Here is a 17,955-nt window from a genome sequence, read left to right as displayed (position 1 = left end):
TAAAGAGTTCAGTGATCCCTTGTGGGAGGGGGCAAGCCCCCTCCCACCGTTTTGACTAGCTGCGTTTGGTCAAACCCATCTTGATGCGGCCTTCGGCCGGGGTCATGACTCGCGCGCCCAGGCGGCTGAGAATTTCACTCGCTCGCTCCACCAACTGACCGTTAGTGGCGAGCACGCCTTTGTCCAGCCACAGGTTGTCTTCCAGGCCGACCCGCACGTTGCCGCCCAGCAACACCGCTTGTGCGGCCATTGGCATTTGCATGCGGCCGATGCCGAAGCCGGCCCACACAGCGTCGGCGGGCAGGTTGTCGACCATGGCTTTCATGGTGGTGGTGTCGGCCGGCGCGCCCCACGGGATGCCCAGGCACAATTGGAACAGCGGGTCGTCCAGCAGGCCTTCCTTGATCATCTGTTTGGCGAACCACAGGTGGCCGGTGTCGAATATTTCCAGCTCGGCTTTCACGCCCAATGCCTGGATGCGTTTGGCACCCGCCCGCAGCTGCGCCGGGGTGGACACGTAAATGGTGTCGCCATCGCCGAAGTTCAGCGTGCCGCAGTCGAGGGTGCAGATTTCCGGCAGCAGCTCTTCCACGTGGGCCAGGCGAGTCAGCGGGCCGACCAGGTCGGTGTTGGGGCCGAATTCCATCGGGTGCTCGCCGCCGCCGATCTCCAGGTCGCCGCCCATGCCGGCGGTGAGGTTGACGATGATGTCGATGTCGGCCTCACGGATGCGCTCCATCACTTCACGGTACAGGGCAACGTCGCGGCTGAACTTGCCGGTTTCGGGGTCGCGCACGTGGCAATGCACCACGGTGGCACCGGCCTTGGCGGCTTCCACGGCGGCGGCGGCGATTTGTTTCGGGGTGACCGGCACGTGCGGGCTTCTGCTGGTCGTGTCGCCAGCACCGGTGAGTGCGCAGGTGATGATGACGTCGTGGTTCATGAGGCGGTTCCTTACAGGCGTGATTTCAAGGGCGTGGCGATGCCGTTCGCGGTCGAAAGTGACCGCGAAGCGGTGATTGAAAGGGGGTTACTTGCTGGTCAATTGCAGGTTGGCTGCCGCCGGTTTGCCGTCGAAGGTGGTCACCCCTTCCAGCCAGCGCGCCTGGTCCTGCGGGTGATCCTTGAGCCACTGTTTGGCGGACTCGAGGGCATCCTTGTGATCCAGCAACGGCTGCATCATCCGGCTCTCGTCGGCGGCGGTGAAGGTCAGGTTGGTCAGCAGTTTGTGCACGTTGGGGCACTGTTCGGCGTAGGTTGGCGCGGTCACGGTCCACACGGTCGCCATGCCTTCGTTCGGGCCCAGGGCGTTGTCGCTGCCGGTGAGGTACGTCATGGCGACGTTGACGTTCATCGGGTGCGGCGCCCAGCCGAAGAACACCACGGCTTCCTTGCGGCGAACCGCGCGGTCGACGGCGGCGAGCATGCCGGCTTCACTGGATTCGACCAATTGGAACTTGCCCAGGCCGAACTGGTTCTTGGCGATCATCGCCTTGATCTGGGTGTTGGCGCCCGAGCCTGGCTCGATGCCGTAGATCTTGCCGCCCAGCTCTTTCTCGAACTTGGCGATGTCGGCGAAGGTTTTCAGGCCTTTGTCCGCCAGGTAAGTCGGCACGGCGAGGGTGGCGCGGGCATCTTCCAGGCTGGGCTTGTCCAGCACCTTGACTTGCTTGGCGTCGACGAACGGCGTGATGGTCTGGGTCATCAGCGGGTTCCAGTAGCCCAGGAACAGGTCCAGGCGCTGGTCGCGGATACCGGCGAAGATGATTTGCTGGGAGGCGCTGGTCTGTTTGGTCTTGTAGCCGAGGCCGTCGAGCAGCACTTGGGTCATGGCGCTGGTGGCGATTACGTCGGTCCAGTTCACCACGCCCATGCGCACGTTCTGGCAGGACGCCGCATCGGCGGCCATTACGTGGGTGCTCAAGATGGCGCTGGCGCTGAGTGCGAGCACGCAGCGGCGAATCAGTCGGTTCATGGTGGATCCCTCGGCAGGTCGTTATTGTGGGGTCCGGCGTCTTTGTGCGCCGTGGGACCACGTTACGTAGCTTTAGGGGCGACAAAACGCACGGCGGCGACCCGCTCTTGCACTGCAGCGACCTGTGCTCTTGAATGGCCCGTTGAACTGGCGTATCACAGTGAGTACGCTGCCCGTATTACGAGAGCGCCACCATGTCCCAGGATTTCTACTTTCTGCTGATGCCGGGTTTTTCGGCCATCGGGTTTATCTCTGCGCTGGAACCGCTGCGAGTGGCCAACCGCTTTCGCGGCGAGTTGTACCGCTGGCACATATTGAGCGCGGACGGCGGCGCGGTGCTGGCGAGCAATGGCATGTCGGTCAACGCCGATGCAGCGCTGGAACCGCTGAAAAAAGGCGCGACCTTGCTGGTGGTGGCCGGCTTCGAGCCGCTGCAGTTCGCCACTCCTGCGCTGGAACACTGGCTGCGCCGCCTCGACCATGACGGCGTGACCCTCGGCGCCATCGACACCGGCGCCTGTGTACTGGCCGAAGCCGGTTTGCTCGACGGCCACCGCCTGACCCTGCACTGGGAAGCCATCGACGCGTTCAAGGAATCCTATCCGCACCTGAGCGTGACCCAGGAGCTGTTCGAAATCGACCGCCGCCGCATCACCTGCGCTGGCGGCACGGCGTCCATCGACCTGATGCTCGACCTGATCGCCCAGGCTCATGGCTCGGAGCTGGCGATCCAGGTTTCCGAACAATTCGTGCTCAGCCGTATCCGCCCACGCAAAGACCACCAGCGCATGCAGATCGCCACGCGCTACGGCATCAACAACAAGAAACTGGTGCAAGTGATCGGCGAGATGGAGCAACACACCGAGCCACCGCTGAGCACACTGGCCTTGGCCGAGGCGATCAAAGTCACCCGGCGGCAATTGGAGCGCCTGTTTCGCCTGCACCTGAACGACACACCGAGCAACTTCTACCTCGGCCTGCGCCTTGAAAAAGCCCGACAGTTGTTGCGCCAGAGTGATTTGAGCGTGCTGGAGGTGAGCATTGCCTGTGGGTTTGAGTCGCCGTCGTATTTCACCAGGAGTTATCGGGCGAGGTTTGCCAAGTGTCCAAGGGAGGATCGGCGACGGGAGGTGGTTTGACGCGAATTATAGGCAAGTGACGTGGTGTGGTTGGTTTCCATTGCAACGAAATTTCGGATAAGTCGGCGTAAGAAAACTCATTTGGCACGTGGGAAAGTTCTTGTTTTCTATCATTAACGACGGCGTATGGAGGGTCGCTGCTAATGTCCTATGGGCTTGAAGTTGCTCTCGGCCAGGTGCTTTGAAAGTTAAGGCACGTGTGCCAGGAGCGTCATTACTTAACCATAAGAGGTTGGCATGCTGAAAAAACTAGTTGCTGTGATTGCACTCGTTTCCACCCCAGTTTGGGCTGCTCCGGCGCCTGCACTCTTTACCGGAGCCGATTACAGCGGGCGTTATGAGTGCAACGGCCAGGATAAACATATCGGCAACTTCAAGGGCGTTGTTGACATGAAACTCGACGCCACGCAAAGCACAGGCAAGTACGCCGCCTACACTTTCACCCTGACCCTGGAAGACAAGTCCCGCTATGACGGAATGGCCGCCGGGACCGCAGATACGCTGGGCATCTACTTTGCCCACACCAACCCAGCCTTAAAAGACTTTGGCGTGGGCGTGGCACAAGTGACACCCACCCCCGACGGTAAAGTATCTTTCGTCAAGTATTACTATGGCCCTGAATACGAAGGCGGTGGGCACGGCCTGGAACACTGTGTCAAAAGCTGATGGCCGGTTACTTCTTCATCAGGCACGAGCAGGCTGTTTTATAAGCCTCGTGTTGATATTTGTTGAGCGTCGCAGGCAGATCAAAGGCGTGCTTCTTGTTCTGCGCATTGATGGTCTGCGGCGACAGCAATGTCACCTCAACCCCGTCCAGCAACTGAAAAACTCCTTCAATCTTGAACGTCGTCGGGCCACCCGCGAATTCACCTTTCTTGCTGCGCTTCTTGATGGCGATGCGCTCGATGGCGTTCTCCTGCACAAACGCCTTCACCTGGGCCGCGAAGGCTTTGACGTTGGCAGCCTCATCGTCGTCGTCCAGCGCGATTTTCTTGGTCGCCAGGGCGACATGGGTCAGCGCCTGGTTGTCCAGGGAGGCGACGGCGATGATGGCTTCGCTGCCTTTGATTTCGATGCCGCAGGTTTTCATGGTTTGGCCTTGAGGGACGTGAGATGACGCAGATGGTCGCGCACCTTTTGGGGAGGGTCAAAGGTGCTGCAAGCGAGGTCAAATTTGTAAGCATATAAGAGATAATATATTACCTTTTATTTTGATATATGAAGGTTTTTGGATAGCCCGTTATCCATTATTTAAAATACTCATCCAGCGCCTGCTACACTTGCTAACACTCATTTGAGGTCGAACCATGGCCCTTACCCATATTCTCTACGCCCCCGGCGAGATTGCTTTGCAGATCGCTGGAAATGCCAAGGCACTGCGGCTGAGCAAGAACCTTTCTCGCCGAGCCTTGGCAGCCCAGTCGGGGGTGGCCGAGTCCACGCTCAAGCGCTTTGAAACGACCGGAAAGGTTTCCCTTGATGCCTTACTGCTGATCGCGATGAGCCTGGGGGTAGGGGCGCAAATGGCGGATCTGTTCAGTGCGCCGCCGCCGATCAGTCTCCAGGAATTGAAAAGTCAAACCAGGCTTCGAGGGCGTCGATGAAAACAGTCTCCGCACTGCACGTCATGTTGCAAGGCTCACACGTCGGTGAGCTGGTGGATGCACCCGGCAGGGGGATTTATTTTTCGTATGATCCGAGTTGGCTGGCGAACGGCTTCAACCTGGCGCCGTTGTACATGGACTTTTCTTCCACACCTCAGTTGGCAGCTGACGAGTTACTTTTCGGTGGCCTGCCAGGGGCGTTCAGCGATTCGTTGCCCGATGGCTGGGGGCTGTTGCTGATGGACCGTTTCTTTCGCATGAAATTGGGAATTGAACGGCGTGCGATACGCCCATTGGACCGGCTGGCCTATATGGGCAATCGGGGCATGGGGGCGCTTGAGTACAGGCCGATGCTAGAGAAAGATTCAGAGCAAGGCGAGCTGGATCTGGCGTCCCTTTACCAAGCTTCGCAAAACGTATTGTCTGGCGAAACGCACGAGGTGATCGAGTCATTGCGCCTGGCGGGAGGCTCTCCCGGTGGTGCGCGGCCAAAGGCAGTCATTGGGCTCTCGACCGACAAGCAGCAGGCCATTTCTTCATTTGGTGAGATGCCTGAAGGCTATGAACACTGGTTGATCAAATTCCGCAGTCAGGACGAGCATCGCGACAGTGGCGCTATCGAACAAGCCTACGCCGAAATCGCTCGTAACGCGGGGGTCGAAGTCTCGGATTCAAGCCTGCTCGAGGTACAGACGGATACCGGACTAGAGCGTTTTTTCAACACTCGACGCTTTGACCGAACCGGTCACACCAAGCGCCATATGCTGACTTGCGCGGCGATCCTGTATGCCGATTTCCGCATGCCCAGCCTTGACTACGGCGACCTGTTGCGCCTGACCTTCGCCATCACCCAAAACGCCGGTGATGTGCAGAAAATGGCTCGGCTGATGGTCTTCAATGCGTTGGCTCACAATCGCGACGATCACGCAAAAAACTTCTCGTTCTTCGGCTCCTCGGCTGGCTGGCAGATGGCGCCAGCCTATGACCTGACGTTTGCCAATACCAGCGGTCGCGGGAATGAGCATACCTGTGCCTTTGCAGGTACGGGCCAGCCATCACGCCAGGCAATCAGGAAGGTCTGTGAACCCTTCAGCTTTCTCGAACCCGAGCTTTACATCGAGCAGACCATGGAGGCCTTGTCGAAGTGGAGCCAGCATTGCGCGGACCTCCATATCGACAACACTCAGCGTGATCATCTGCAAATGGCCTTCAACTCAATATGGAAAGCCTTCTAGCCGTCACTCCTGCCCGATCGACTCCAAAAACTCCGACCGCTCATCACTCATCCGCGCCAAACAATCATTCTGCGCAATCGCATAGGCCTTGGTGCCGTTCACGGCCGGGAACGTATCCACGGCGCAATCGGCATCGCGCAGTTTTTCCCATTTCTGCTGGGCGTCCTTCAGACGAGCGGTAATGTCGGCCAGTTTGGTCTTGTCGCTGCCATAGGTCGAAGCCATGCGTTCGAGCAGGCCCTGATAGTTGTCCTTGAGCAGTTGCTCGGCAGTGGTTTTGTTGTAAGAGGCGCATTCCAGGGTTTGCTTGTCGTTTTCGATGCCGTCGCACGGCGTGCTATCGGTGTCTTCGGCCGCGTGAACGCCGGTTGCGATGAGTGCCAAAGCCAGGAAAATCGATTTCATTGCGCCGTCTCATATCAGGTGATGCGGGAATTCTGGCTCAAGCGTAAGACAAAGAACAGTCGCCAGTCAGACCTCTCTTAACAGCCTTTGTCGTGGATTGACGCTTTCGGCAATTCCCCTGTCGTTTTTGCACCCGGCTCCGTCGGCCCCTGGGCATATGCTGGCCCCAAAGCGCCGGCAGACGATTCGGCGCATGAATCGCCAATAAGGGGACGCCTGATGAGCCCAGCCGAATTGCACGCCGACAGCATCGTTATCGACGGGCTGATTATTGCCAAGTGGAACCGCGACCTGTTCGAAGACATGCGCAAAGGTGGCCTCACGGCTGCCAACTGCACGGTGTCGGTGTGGGAAGGGTTCCAGGCCACCATCAACAATATCGTGGCCAGCCAGACCCTGATCCGTGAGAACAGTGACTTGGTGATCCCGGTGAAAACCACCGCGGACATCCGCAAAGCCAAGGAACAGGGCAAGACCGGCATCATTTTCGGCTTCCAGAACGCCCATGCCTTCGAAGACCAGCTCGGCTACGTCGAGATCTTCAAGCAGCTCGGCGTCGGTGTGGTGCAGATGTGCTACAACACCCAGAACCTGGTCGGCACCGGTTGCTACGAGCGTGATGGCGGCCTGTCGGGCTTTGGCCGTGAGGTGGTCGGCGAGATGAACCGCGTCGGCATCATGTGCGACCTGTCCCATGTGGGCTCCAAGACGTCCGAAGAAGTCATCCTCGAATCGAAGAAACCGGTGTGCTATTCGCACTGCCTGCCGTCCGGGCTCAAAGAGCACCCGCGCAATAAATCCGATGAAGAGCTGAAGTTCATCGCTGACCACGGCGGCTTTGTCGGCGTGACCATGTTCGCGCCGTTCCTGGCCAAGGGCATCGATTCGACCATCGACGACTACGCCGAAGCCATCGAATACACCATGAACATCGTCGGTGAAGACGCGATCGGCATCGGCACCGACTTCACCCAGGGCCATGGCCAGGATTTCTTCGAAATGCTGACCCATGACAAGGGCTACGCACGCCGCCTGACCAGCTTCGGCAAGATCATCAACCCGCTGGGCATCCGCACCGTGGGCGAGTTCCCCAACCTCACCGAGACCCTGCTCAAGCGCGGCCATCCTGAGCGCGTGGTGCGCAAGATCATGGGCGAGAACTGGGTCAACGTGCTCAAGGACGTCTGGGGCGAATAAGCCACCGCATTTCTCCCCCGGCCGTTCGCGTCGGGGGCACTACCAAGAATTTTCTGGAGTTAAGTTTCCATGGCCAAGATCGCCCCGCAATTGCCTATCGAAGTCGACAGCGAAACCGGTGTCTGGACTTCCGACGCCCTGCCGATGTTGTACGTGCCACGTCATTTTTTCGTGAATAACCACATCGGCATCGAAGAAGTGCTGGGCGCCGACGCCTATGCCGAGATCCTCTACAAGGCCGGCTACAAATCCGCCTGGCACTGGTGTGAAAAAGAAGCCGAGTGCCACGGCCTGGAAGGTGTCGCGGTGTTCGAGCATTACATGAAGCGCCTGTCGCAACGCGGCTGGGGCCTGTTCAAGATCCAGGACATCGACCTCGACAAAGGCACCGCCAGCGTCAAGCTCGAACACTCGGCGTTCGTCTACGTGTACGGCAAGGTCGGGCGCAAAGTGGACTACATGTTCACTGGCTGGTTTGCCGGCGCGATGGACCAGATTCTCGAAGCGCGCGCAAGCAAGATCCGCACCGTCGCCGAACAAGTCTACGGAGGCTCCGAAGAGGGCCACGATGACGGCCTGTTCACCGTCAAGCCGTTGTAAGCCGAGGACCGTGCCATGGCTTTCGAAGCAATGTTTGCGCCGATCCAGATCGGCAAACTGACCATCCGCAACCGCGTGCTCAGCACCGCTCACGCCGAGGTGTATGCCACCGACGGCGGCATGACCACCGACCGCTATGTGAAGTATTACGAAGAGAAAGCCAAGGGCGGCATCGGCCTGGCGATCTGCGGCGGTTCCTCGGTGGTCGCCATCGACAGTCCGCAGGAGTGGTGGAGCTCGGTCAACCTGTCCACCGACCGTATCATCCCGCACTTCCAGAACCTGGCTGACGCCATGCACAAGCATGGCGCCAAGATCATGATCCAGATTACCCACATGGGCCGTCGCTCGCGTTGGGACGGCTTCAACTGGCCTACCCTGATGTCGCCGTCCGGCGTGCGTGAGCCGGTGCACCGTGCCACCTGCAAGACCATCGAGCCCGAGGAAATCTGGCGCGTGATCGGTAACTACGCCAGCGCCGCCAAGCGCGCCAAGGCCGGTGGCCTGGACGGTGTGGAGCTGTCGGCCGTGCACCAGCACATGATCGACCAGTTCTGGAGCCCACGGGTCAACAAGCGTACCGACGAGTGGGGCGGTAGCTTTGAAGGCCGCATGAAGTTCGGCCTGGAAGTCCTCAAAGCCGTGCGTGCCGAGGTCGGTGACGACTTCTGCGTGGGTATGCGCCTGTGCGGCGACGAGTTCCACCCGGACGGCCTGTCCCACGAGGACATGAAGCAGATCGCCAAGTATTACGACGACACTGGCATGCTCGATTTCATCGGCGTGGTGGGCTCGGGTTGCGACACCCACAACACCCTGGCCAACGTTATCCCCAACATGAGTTACCCACCGGAGCCGTTCCTGCACCTGGCCGCCGGTATCAAGGAAGTGGTCAAGGTCCCGGTGCTGCACGCGCAGAACATCAAGGACCCGAACCAGGCCACGCGCATTCTGGAAGGCGGCTATGTGGACATGGTCGGCATGACCCGTGCACACATCGCCGACCCGCACCTGATCGCCAAGATCAAGATGGGTCAGATCGACCAGATCAAGCAGTGCGTCGGCGCCAACTATTGCATCGACCGCCAGTATCAGGGCCTGGATGTGCTGTGCATCCAGAACGCTGCGACTTCCCGTGAATACATGGGCGTGCCGCACATCATCGAGAAGTCCACCGGACCCAAACGCAAAGTTGTGGTGGTCGGTGCCGGCCCGGCCGGGATGGAAGCCGCACGCGTGGCTGCCGAACGTGGCCACGACGTGACCCTGCTCGAAAAGAAAGAGTTTATCGGCGGGCAGATCACCACCGCCTCGAAAGCGCCACAGCGCGATCAGATTGCCGGGATCACCCGCTGGTTCCAGTTGGAGCTGGCACGTTTGAAAGTTGACCTGCGCCTGGGCGTGGCGGCCGATGCCGACACCATCCTGGACCTGCGCCCGGATGTGGTGGTGCTGGCAGTGGGCGGGCACCCGAATGTGGAGCAGAACGAACACTGGGGCGCGGCCGAAGGCTTGGTCGTCAGCAGTTGGGACGTGCTCGACGGCAAGGTCGCACCGGGTAAAAACGTGTTGGTGTACGACACCATCTGTGAATTCACCGGCATGTCGGTCGCGGATTTCCTCGCGGACAAAGGCAGCCAGGTCGAGATCGTCACCGACGATATCAAACCGGGCGTGGCCATCGGCGGTACGTCGTTCCCGACCTACTACCGCAGCATGTACCCCAAGGAAGTGATCATGACCGGCGACATGATGCTGGAAAAGGTCTACCGCGAGGGCGACAAGCTGGTGGCGGTGCTGGAGAACGAATACACCGGCGCCAAAGAGGAACGGGTGGTCGACCAGGTGGTGGTTGAAAACGGCGTGCGTCCGGATGAAGCCATCTACTATGCGCTCAAGGAAGGCTCGCGCAACAAGGGCCAGATCGACGTCGAAGCCTTGTTCGCGATCAAGCCCCAGCCGTGCTTGAGCGAGGCGGGTGACGGGTACTTGCTGTTCCGCATTGGCGACTGTGTGGCGCAGCGTAATACCCACGCTGCGATCTATGACGCCCTGCGCTTGTGCAAGGATTTCTGACCCGACACCGAAATAATGTGGACTCGGTCCAAAGGTGGGAGGGGGCTTGCTCCCGATGGCAGTGTGTCAGTTGATGCATGTGTGGCTGATTCGCCGCCATCGGGAGCACGCCCCCTCCCACATTAAGGCCAGTTTCACAGTAGACCTGTGTGGTCTGTGGGAGCTTCACCATGTTGAACACCTTGCTGCCTATTCTGTTGTTTGCCGCGTTGGGCCTGGCCGTCCTCGGCGCCCTGCGCCGGGTGAACATGTGGCGCCGTGGCCGCGCTTCCAAGGTTGACCTGCTGGGCGGCCTGCTGGCCATGCCCAAGCGCTACATGGTTGACCTGCACCACGTGGTCGCCCGCGACAAATACATCGCCAACACCCACGTCGCGACCGCGCTGGGGTTTGTGCTGTCGGCGCTGCTGGCGATCCTCGTACACGGTTTCGGCCTGCATAACCGCATCCTCGGCTACGCCTTGCTGCTGGCCTCGGTGCTGATGTTTGTTGGCGCCACGTTCGTCTACCTGCGGCGGCGCAATCCGCCGTCGCGCCTGTCGAAAGGCCCGTGGATGCGCCTGCCGAAAAGCCTCATGGCGTTCTCGGTGAGTTTCTTCCTGGTGACGCTGCCGGTGGCCGGAATCCTGCCGGCTGATTTTGGCGGCTGGCTGCTCGCTGCGCTGCTCAGCGTCGGTGTGTTGTGGGGCGTGTCCGAGATGTTCTTCGGCATGACCTGGGGCGGCCCGATGAAACACGCCTTCGCCGGTGCCTTGCACCTGGCCTGGCACCGCCGCGCCGAACGCTTTGGCGGTGGCCGTTCCACCGGTTTGAAGCCGCTGGACCTCAGCGACAAGTCCGCGCCGCTGGGCGTGGAGAAACCCAAGGATTTCACTTGGAACCAACTGCTCGGTTTCGACGCCTGCGTGCAATGCGGCAAGTGCGAGGCTGCGTGCCCGGCGTTCGCCGCCGGCCAGCCGCTGAACCCGAAAAAGCTGATCCAGGACATGGTGGTCGGCCTGGCCGGCGGCACCGATGCCAAATTTGCCGGCAGCCCCTATCCAGGCAAACCGATCGGCGAACACAGCGGCAACCCGCACCAGCCCATCGTCAACGGCCTGGTGGACGCCGAGACCCTGTGGTCATGCACCACCTGCCGTGCCTGTGTGGAGGAGTGCCCGATGATGATCGAGCACGTGGACGCCATCGTCGACATGCGCCGCCACCTCACCCTGGAAAAAGGGGCCACGCCGAACAAGGGCGCCGAAGTCCTCGAGAATTTGATCGCCACCGACAACCCCGGCGGTTTCGCACCGGGTGGTCGCCTGAACTGGGCGGCGGATCTGAACCTGCCGTTGCTCAGCGACAAGGGCAGTGCCGAGGTGCTGTTCTGGGTCGGCGATGGCGCCTTCGACATGCGTAACCAGCGCACGCTGCGAGCCTTTGTCAAAGTGCTCAAAGCGGCCAAGGTGGACTTTGCCGTGCTCGGCCTGGAAGAGCGCGACAGCGGTGATGTAGCCCGCCGTCTGGGCGATGAAGCGACATTCCAGTTGCTGGCCACGCGCAATATCCAGACGTTGGCCAAGTACAGCTTCAAGCGCATCGTCACGTGCGACCCGCACAGTTTCCACGTGCTGAAGAACGAGTACGGCGCCTTTAACGGCAACTACCTCGTGCAGCACCACAGTACCTTCATGGCCGAGTTGATCGGCGAGGGCGCGCTGAACCTGGGCCAGCACAAGGGCAACAGCGTGACCTATCACGACCCGTGCTACCTGGGCCGCTACAACGGCGAATACGAGGCGCCGCGCCAAGTGCTGCGGGCGCTGGGCATCGAGGTCAAGGAGATGCAACGCTCGGGCTTCCGTTCTCGCTGCTGCGGCGGTGGGGGTGGGGCGCCGATTACTGACATTCCCGGCAAGCAACGTATCCCGGACATGCGCATGGACGACATCCGCGAAACCGGCGCCGAGCTGGTGGCCGTGGGTTGCCCGCAATGTACCGCGATGCTGGAAGGTGTGGTCGAGCCGCGCCCATTGATTAAGGACATCGCGGAGTTGGTGGCTGATGCGTTGCTGGAAGACGCCGCACCGGCGAAGGCCCCGGCCAAACTTGAACCTGCGGAGGTGCATTGATGAGCGACATTATCCGCCGCGACCCACGGGCCGAATGGATCGCCCGCAACCGCTTGCACCCGCTGCACGCGGCCATGCAGCCGGTACAACACAGTTGGATGGGACCTAACGGTGTCATTCGCAAGAACGTACACGGCGTCGGTTTCATCGGCCCCAACGGCATCAAGCGTATCGACCGCAGCGGTGCCCAGCAGGGCGGCGCGGCCAAGCGCACGGCGGCGGTGGAAGTGCAGTTGCCGCTGCATCAGGTGCCTGCGCCTGCGTTCTACATCAACGTGGTGCCGGACATGGTGGGCGGCCGCCTGAGCAGCCACGACCGCGACCTGCTTGGCCTGGCGCGGCAACTCGCCGGCAGCGACGGCGCGGTGCTGGCGGTAGTGTTTGGCGAGCACAAGGAAAGTGCGTTTGCCACCGCTGGCGTCGACCGTCTGCTGGTGCTTGAGGGCCACGAATTCGACGGTTATTCACCGGAGCAACGTGTTCAAGGTTTGCGCGCTGTGGATAACCAGTTCAATCCGCGTCATTGGTTGCTGCCGGACAGCCGCAGCGGTGGCGGCGAACTGGGCCGACGTTTTGCCGCGAGCCTCAAGGAACGCCCGGCCACGCGGGTGTGGCAGATCAAGGGCGACGAGTGCATCGGCCGCGCCGGTGCTGGCCAGGAAGACTTGGCCCGGCCGCTGCCGCGCCTGATCCTGGCTGCCGTAGAGTGCGCGGAGCCCGTCAGCGAAACCCGTCACGAAGCGTTGCCTGTGGAGTTATCCACAGCCCTGGCGCGCAGCTTGCCGCGTATCGAGGACCTCGGCGCGGTGGCGGTGGACCCGGGGGCTATTCCCATGGCCGAGGCCGAATTCATTTTTTCCGGTGGCAATGGGGTGAAGGACTGGGCGCTGTTCCACCAGACCGCTGCGGCGTTGGGTGCCACCGAAGGCGCCTCCCGCGTCGCAGTGGACGATGGCTTCATGGCGCGTGACCGTCAGGTGGGCGCCAGCGGCACCTGGGTCACGGCGCGGGTGTATGTGGCCGTGGGCATTTCCGGGGCGATCCAGCACCTGCAGGGCATCGGCGCCTGCGACAAGGTGGTGGCGATCAACCTGGATCCTGGCTGCGACATGATCAAGCGTGCCGACCTCTCGGTCATCGGCGAAAGTGCCGCGATACTGCAAGCCTTGATCGCGGCGGTCGAGACCTACCGCAACGGCGCCAAGCGCGATGCTGCTTAAGGATATGACCATGACGACGAATGTAATCAGCCTGGTGTCCATCGGTGCCCACCCTACCTCCAGGCGCCCGCGCCGTGCCGAGCAGGACGCGCGCGCCGTCGAACTGGGCCTGCAAATGGCTGGGGATAAGTTGCAGGTGCTGCACGCCGGCAACATCGCCGAACCGACACTGCGCAGTTACCTGGGCATGGGCTTGCCAGAGTTACATGTACTGGAGCAACCGGCTGGCAGCGATGCGTTGCCGGTACTCAGTGAGTACTTGCGCGATGCCGGTGCCCAGGTGGTGCTCACTGGCAGCCAGGCCGAAACCGGTGAAGGCTCGGGCATGTTGCCGTTCTTGCTGGCCGAGCAGTTGGGCTGGCCGCTGATTGTCGGGCTGGCGCAGGTTGAATCGATCGAAGCGGGCGTGGCCCATGTGCTGCAAGCCCTGCCACGCGGCCAGCGGCGCCGGTTGAAGGTGCGTTTGCCGTTCCTGGCGACCGTGGATAACGCCGCGCCCAAGCCTCGGCAAAGTGCGTACGGCCCGGCGCAGCGCGGTGAACTGGCGGCTCACGAAGTTGAAGTCGAGCAGGACGCGTTATACACAGTGGCCGTGCTGCAACCGGCCAAGCCTCGGCCCAAGCGGCTCAAGGTGATCAAGGCCAAGAGCGGCGCCGATCGTATGAAAGCCGCCACGGCCAAGGCCAGCGGCGGCGGTGGGCAAGTGCTCAAGGGCCTCACTCCGGAAGCGGGCGCCGAGGCCATTCTCAAGCTGTTGGTTGAGGAAGGCGTCGTACGCTGATCCCCTGTGGGAGCAGGCGTATCTGTACCTGTAGTGAGCGGGCTTGCCCCGCGCTGGGGGGCGAAGCCGCCCCAATAAATACGCCGCTGAGTTTCAGATAAAACCAAGTCGTTTGGTTTGGGGCGGCTTCGCCCCCCAGCGCGGGGCAAGCCCGCTCACTACAAAGATGTGTAGATTCCAATGGCTACAGCAGGGAAGCCAGCTCTCCAAACTTGAAGTCCCTTGGGCTTACCCACAATCCCTGTTGACCCGTCTGTGGATAACCTGTTCGCGGTTGTCCACAGCCCCTGTGAATCAAGCCCTGCAGCCCTCTGTACGAAAAACAACCAAGCTAACTGACGGTTTTTACTTGGGTTTTTCACTGTCTCTGTGCATTTTTCCCAGCCGACTTGCCCCCATACTCTGTTGGCGCTTCTGTGGATAACGTGTTCGCTCTCGGCTGCAGCCCTTATAAATAAAGGCTTTCATTCAGTTGGTCAAAATCTGATCGATTCACAGTTTTTTTCGACTAAAACCCGTGTAAACCGCGATTTATGAAGGTTTGAAGCGGTTTTCCACAGCATCGTCAAATTTGCCCCCAAAGTCTGTTGGTGCTTCTGTGGATAAGGTGTTTGCGTACCGCTACAAGCCACGTTTTACATGGCTTTCACGGTGTTGGTCAGAAAGTGATCAGCTGTGCGTTAAAACTGGCAGCACGAATAAGTCACGGATTTTCTTCATTTATTTTTAGGGGATAGCACAGTTGCCCACAATTGCTGTGGGTGGCTTTGTGGATAAGTTGTTGGGGAAAGGCTGGAAGGCAGGGTGCGAGTGGTCTGCAAGGGGGTTGATCAAATTTTGATCATGGGTGAAAGCTAATGTGGGAGGTGCCTGCGATGGCGTTGTATCAGCCCATACCGCCATCGCAGGCAAGCCCCACCTTTTTATTCGTGTACGGCAACACCTTTGAGGTACGGCGCCGGGGCGGCACCCAAGTTGCTGAGCATGCGCTCGCTGTACCAATCCACGAAGTTCACCACGCCGAACTCATAGGTCTTGGAGTAAGGGCCGGGCTGGTAGGCGGTGGAGTTGATCCCGCGCTGGTTCTCTTCGGCCAGGCGACGATCCTGGTCGTTGGTGGCGTCCCACACCTGGCGCATGCGCTCCACGTCATAATCCGCGCCCTCGACCGCATCCTTGTGCACGATCCACTTGGTGGTGACCATGGTTTCCTGGGCGCTGATCGGCCACACGGTGAACACGATGATGTGGTCACCCATGCAGTGGTTCCACGAGTGCGGCAGGTGCAGAATGCGCATCGAGCCCAGGTCCGGGTTCTTGATGCGACCCATGAGTTTGGCGCAGCCCTGCTTGCCGTCCAGGGTCATCGACACGGTGCCCTTGAGCAGCGGCATGCGCACGATGCGGTTACGCAAGCCGAAGCTCGCGTGGGCGTATGGGATCTTCTCGGCATCCCAGGCAGCGGCAGACGCGGCCACGTGGTCCTTGAACGCCTGGTCGGCGCGCGGGTCGGTGACGTCATCCCATTCCAGCAGGGTTTTGAGCAGTTCCGGGTGCGACGCGTTGCAGTGGTAGCACTCGCGGTTGTTTTCCAGCACCAGCTTCCAGTTGGCCTTTTCGAACAAGGTGGTCTGAATCGCCACCTTGGTGTTCTCCATGTCGTAGGGTTCCATGTAGTGGTTCAGTGTCGACAGGAAGTCATCGATGGCCGGCGGGTTCTCAGCCAGGCTGATGAAGATGTAGCCACCCGCGGTCTTCACGTTCACCGGCTTCAAGCCGTACTGCTTCATGTCGAAGTCGGCGCCCATCTCGGTACCGGCGAACAGCAGGCGTCCGTCCAGTTCGTAGGTCCACTGGTGGTAATGGCACACCAATTTGGCGACCTTGCCCTTGTCGCTGGTGCACAAGCGCGAGCCACGGTGGCGGCACACGTTGTGGAAGGCATGCACCACGCCTTCGGCGCCACGGATCACGATGATCGGGTTTTTGCCCACTTGCAGGGTCAGGTAGTTGCCCTTGGTGGGGATCTCGCAGGTCATGCCGGCGATCAACCACTCTTTCTGGAAGATCTCCTGCATGTCGATATCAAACAACCGCTCATCAGAGTAGAACGGCTGTGGCAGCGAAAAGGTGCGCTCGCGCTCTTGCAGCATCTGCGCGGTGGCCTTGCGTGCGGGTTCCAGCGGATCGCCCAAGCTTAAAGTTGCGGTGACGTCCATCGTGTGTGTCCTCATGGCCATTCTGTGTGGCCGAGATAAGTGGCTAATCAGGTTTGCAGCAAGGCGTAAAGAAAGCGTCTGTGTTGGGAGCGAGTGTGGGGCCGCCGATGCGCCGAACCTTATCCATGAGCGACATGGCCCACTCTGATCCCGACGCGCAACCCCCGTGGTATGGGGGCTGGTCGCGATAAGTATGTGAATGTCGCAGATAGGTAAATGGGTGGTTCTCGCGTTACGCAGAATCGCCACCATAAGGCCGACCTCGGCGGTGGAGAACAACATGTCCAGCAATTTCCTGAATCCGGTAACGACCCAGACCTGGGCCAATGGTCGGCACATCGTCCGTTGCGTCAAAGTCATCCAGGAAACCTGGGACGTGCGCACCTTTTGCTTCATGGCCGACCAGCCAATCCTGTTCTTTTTCAAGCCGGGGCAGTTCGTCACCCTGGAGCTGGAAATCGAAGGCCAGCCGATCATGCGTTCGTACACCATTTCCAGCTCGCCGTCGGTGCCGTACAGCTTCTCGGTGACGATCAAGCGTGTGCCGGGCGGCAAGGTCTCCAACTGGCTGCACGACACCTTGCACGAAGGCCAGGAGTTGGCGGTGCACGGGCCGGTGGGCCTCTTCAATGCCATCGATTACCCGAGCCCGAAAGTGTTGTACCTCAGCGGTGGTGTGGGGATCACCCCGGTCATGTCCATGGCGCGCTGGTTCTACGACACCAACGCGAACGTCGACATGACGTTTATCCACAGCGCCCGCTCGCCCAAGGACATCATTTACCACCGCGAGCTGGAGCACATGGCGTCGCGCATCGATAACTTCAGCCTGCACCTGATCTGCGAGAAACACGGGTTGGGTGAGCCGTGGGCAGGTTATCGCGGTTACCTGAACCACAAGATGCTCGAACTGATGGTGCCGGACTTCCTGGAGCGCGAAGTGTTCTGCTGCGGGCCTACGCCGTACATGAACGCGGTGAAGCGCCTACTGGAAGTCGCCGGTTTCGACATGGCGCGCTACCACGAAGAATCCTTCGGCGCCACGCCACCCGAAGCCCGTGCCGATGCGGTGGAGCAAGCCGAACAAGCTGCCGACGCACCGGAAATCGATCTGGCGGATCTGCACCAGGTGGAATTCATTGCGTCGGGCAAGAGCATTCGCGTAGCACCGGGCGAAACCGTGCATGCAGCGGCGGCCAAGCTCGGCCTGTTGATTCCGAAAGCCTGTGGCATGGGGATTTGCGGCACATGCAAGGTGATGAAGCTGGGGGGCGAGGTCGAGATGGACCACAACGGCGGGATCACCGAGGAGGACGAAGCCGAGGGCTACATCCTGTCGTGCTGCAGTGTGCCGAAGGGTGATGTGCGGATCGAGTTCTGATTAACGAGC

At 60.5% G+C, this 17,955-nt stretch carries 16 protein-coding genes; 11 read left to right on the top strand and 5 right to left on the bottom strand.

Annotated elements, in window-relative coordinates:
• Nucleotides 1-55: 55 nt before the first annotated feature.
• Together ACI512_RS00765 and ACI512_RS00760 are read right to left on the bottom strand one after the other, a co-directional pair.
• Complete coding sequence (locus ACI512_RS00765; RefSeq protein WP_015886265.1) at nt 56-943, bottom strand: 3-keto-5-aminohexanoate cleavage protein; 888 nt, start codon at nt 941-943, stop codon at nt 56-58.
• Between the two features lie 87 nt (nt 944-1,030).
• Nucleotides 1,031-1,975, bottom strand: coding sequence for a choline ABC transporter substrate-binding protein (locus ACI512_RS00760; RefSeq protein ID WP_231809634.1), 945 nt, complete (start codon nt 1,973-1,975; stop codon nt 1,031-1,033).
• Nucleotides 1,976-2,169: 194 nt separating this feature from the next.
• Here ACI512_RS00760 and ACI512_RS00755 point away from each other — a divergent pair, with 194 nt between their 5' ends.
• Both ACI512_RS00755 and ACI512_RS00750 read left to right on the top strand, forming a co-directional pair.
• Nucleotides 2,170-3,114, top strand: coding sequence for a GlxA family transcriptional regulator (locus ACI512_RS00755; RefSeq protein WP_236381378.1), 945 nt, complete (start codon nt 2,170-2,172; stop codon nt 3,112-3,114).
• A 237-nt stretch (nt 3,115-3,351) separates the two neighbouring features.
• Nucleotides 3,352-3,780, top strand: a complete 429-nt coding sequence (locus ACI512_RS00750; RefSeq protein WP_064054279.1) for a hypothetical protein — start codon at nt 3,352-3,354, stop codon at nt 3,778-3,780.
• A gap of 7 nt (nt 3,781-3,787) precedes the next feature.
• Here ACI512_RS00750 and ACI512_RS00745 read toward each other — a convergent pair whose 3' ends face one another.
• Nucleotides 3,788-4,204 (bottom strand): DUF3010 family protein, encoded by a 417-nt coding sequence (locus ACI512_RS00745; RefSeq protein ID WP_236381377.1) that lies wholly within the window; start codon nt 4,202-4,204, stop codon nt 3,788-3,790.
• A gap of 217 nt (nt 4,205-4,421) precedes the next feature.
• Between ACI512_RS00745 and ACI512_RS00740 the strand changes: the two genes are divergently transcribed.
• Nucleotides 4,422-4,718, top strand: coding sequence for a helix-turn-helix domain-containing protein (locus ACI512_RS00740; protein WP_064054277.1), 297 nt, complete (start codon nt 4,422-4,424; stop codon nt 4,716-4,718).
• Complete coding sequence (locus tag ACI512_RS00735; protein WP_236381374.1) at nt 4,715-5,953, top strand: type II toxin-antitoxin system HipA family toxin; 1,239 nt, start codon at nt 4,715-4,717, stop codon at nt 5,951-5,953. The genes ACI512_RS00740 and ACI512_RS00735 overlap by 4 nt, the downstream gene beginning before the upstream one ends.
• A gap of 3 nt (nt 5,954-5,956) precedes the next feature.
• Here the strand turns inward: ACI512_RS00735 and ACI512_RS00730 are convergent, their stop codons facing one another.
• Nucleotides 5,957-6,358, bottom strand: coding sequence for a lysozyme inhibitor LprI family protein (locus ACI512_RS00730; RefSeq protein ID WP_016977792.1), 402 nt, complete (start codon nt 6,356-6,358; stop codon nt 5,957-5,959).
• A gap of 219 nt (nt 6,359-6,577) precedes the next feature.
• Here ACI512_RS00730 and ACI512_RS00725 point away from each other — a divergent pair, with 219 nt between their 5' ends.
• The 6 genes from ACI512_RS00725 (at nt 6,578) to ACI512_RS00700 (ending at nt 14,346) form a co-directional block, all read left to right on the top strand.
• Nucleotides 6,578-7,555: a dipeptidase gene (locus ACI512_RS00725; RefSeq protein ID WP_015886257.1), complete on the top strand. Its 978-nt coding sequence runs from the start codon at nt 6,578-6,580 to the stop codon at nt 7,553-7,555.
• 69 nt (nt 7,556-7,624) lie between these two features.
• Nucleotides 7,625-8,155 carry a DUF5943 domain-containing protein gene (locus ACI512_RS00720; protein WP_236380314.1) on the top strand — a complete coding sequence of 177 codons (531 nt, stop codon included), beginning with the start codon at nt 7,625-7,627 and terminating at the stop codon, nt 8,153-8,155.
• Nucleotides 8,156-8,170: 15 nt separating this feature from the next.
• Complete coding sequence (dgcA, locus tag ACI512_RS00715) at nt 8,171-10,231, top strand: dimethylglycine demethylation protein DgcA (protein ID WP_015886255.1); 2,061 nt, start codon at nt 8,171-8,173, stop codon at nt 10,229-10,231.
• 170 nt (nt 10,232-10,401) lie between these two features.
• Nucleotides 10,402-12,345 (top strand): dimethylglycine demethylation protein DgcB, encoded by a 1,944-nt coding sequence (gene dgcB, locus ACI512_RS00710; protein ID WP_064054274.1) that lies wholly within the window; start codon nt 10,402-10,404, stop codon nt 12,343-12,345.
• Nucleotides 12,345-13,565, top strand: a complete 1,221-nt coding sequence (locus ACI512_RS00705; RefSeq protein WP_015886253.1) for an electron transfer flavoprotein subunit alpha/FixB family protein — start codon at nt 12,345-12,347, stop codon at nt 13,563-13,565. The genes dgcB and ACI512_RS00705 overlap by 1 nt, the downstream gene beginning before the upstream one ends.
• A gap of 10 nt (nt 13,566-13,575) precedes the next feature.
• Complete coding sequence (locus ACI512_RS00700) at nt 13,576-14,346, top strand: electron transfer flavoprotein subunit beta (protein ID WP_236380313.1); 771 nt, start codon at nt 13,576-13,578, stop codon at nt 14,344-14,346.
• Between the two features lie 923 nt (nt 14,347-15,269).
• On the opposite strand, the gene gbcA is transcribed toward ACI512_RS00700, so the two are convergent.
• A complete protein-coding gene (gene gbcA, locus ACI512_RS00695; RefSeq protein WP_236380312.1) occupies nt 15,270-16,565 on the bottom strand; it encodes a glycine-betaine demethylase subunit GbcA in 1,296 nt (431 codons plus the stop codon).
• A gap of 280 nt (nt 16,566-16,845) precedes the next feature.
• On the opposite strand from gbcA, the gene gbcB reads away from it, so the two are divergent.
• Complete coding sequence (gene gbcB / locus ACI512_RS00690; protein WP_015886250.1) at nt 16,846-17,946, top strand: glycine-betaine demethylase subunit GbcB; 1,101 nt, start codon at nt 16,846-16,848, stop codon at nt 17,944-17,946.
• Nucleotides 17,947-17,955 lie beyond the last annotated feature (9 nt).

Source organism: Pseudomonas petroselini (assembly GCF_045037875.1).
In the GTDB taxonomy this organism is placed as follows: Bacteria; Pseudomonadota; Gammaproteobacteria; order Pseudomonadales; family Pseudomonadaceae; genus Aquipseudomonas; species Aquipseudomonas petroselini.
This window is presented reverse-complemented; position numbering and strand designations above follow the sequence as displayed.

What these genes read in the sequence shown, in the direction of transcription:
- ACI512_RS00745 (WP_236381377.1), bottom strand. Translation starts at nt 4,204, where the DNA reads ATGAAAACCTGCGGCATCGAAATCAAAGGCAGCGAAGCCATCATCGCC.
- ACI512_RS00750 (WP_064054279.1), top strand. Translation starts at nt 3,352, where the DNA reads ATGCTGAAAAAACTAGTTGCTGTGATTGCACTCGTTTCCACCCCAGTT.
- ACI512_RS00755 (WP_236381378.1), top strand. Translation starts at nt 2,170, where the DNA reads ATGTCCCAGGATTTCTACTTTCTGCTGATGCCGGGTTTTTCGGCCATC.
- gbcA (WP_236380312.1), bottom strand. Translation starts at nt 16,565, where the DNA reads ATGGACGTCACCGCAACTTTAAGCTTGGGCGATCCGCTGGAACCCGCA.
- dgcB (WP_064054274.1), top strand. Translation starts at nt 10,402, where the DNA reads ATGTTGAACACCTTGCTGCCTATTCTGTTGTTTGCCGCGTTGGGCCTG.
- ACI512_RS00730 (WP_016977792.1), bottom strand. Translation starts at nt 6,358, where the DNA reads ATGAAATCGATTTTCCTGGCTTTGGCACTCATCGCAACCGGCGTTCAC.
- ACI512_RS00705 (WP_015886253.1), top strand. Translation starts at nt 12,345, where the DNA reads ATGAGCGACATTATCCGCCGCGACCCACGGGCCGAATGGATCGCCCGC.
- gbcB (WP_015886250.1), top strand. Translation starts at nt 16,846, where the DNA reads ATGTCCAGCAATTTCCTGAATCCGGTAACGACCCAGACCTGGGCCAAT.
- ACI512_RS00740 (WP_064054277.1), top strand. Translation starts at nt 4,422, where the DNA reads ATGGCCCTTACCCATATTCTCTACGCCCCCGGCGAGATTGCTTTGCAG.
- dgcA (WP_015886255.1), top strand. Translation starts at nt 8,171, where the DNA reads ATGGCTTTCGAAGCAATGTTTGCGCCGATCCAGATCGGCAAACTGACC.
- ACI512_RS00765 (WP_015886265.1), bottom strand. Translation starts at nt 943, where the DNA reads ATGAACCACGACGTCATCATCACCTGCGCACTCACCGGTGCTGGCGAC.
- ACI512_RS00700 (WP_236380313.1), top strand. Translation starts at nt 13,576, where the DNA reads ATGACGACGAATGTAATCAGCCTGGTGTCCATCGGTGCCCACCCTACC.
- ACI512_RS00720 (WP_236380314.1), top strand. Translation starts at nt 7,625, where the DNA reads ATGGCCAAGATCGCCCCGCAATTGCCTATCGAAGTCGACAGCGAAACC.
- ACI512_RS00760 (WP_231809634.1), bottom strand. Translation starts at nt 1,975, where the DNA reads ATGAACCGACTGATTCGCCGCTGCGTGCTCGCACTCAGCGCCAGCGCC.
- ACI512_RS00735 (WP_236381374.1), top strand. Translation starts at nt 4,715, where the DNA reads ATGAAAACAGTCTCCGCACTGCACGTCATGTTGCAAGGCTCACACGTC.
- ACI512_RS00725 (WP_015886257.1), top strand. Translation starts at nt 6,578, where the DNA reads ATGAGCCCAGCCGAATTGCACGCCGACAGCATCGTTATCGACGGGCTG.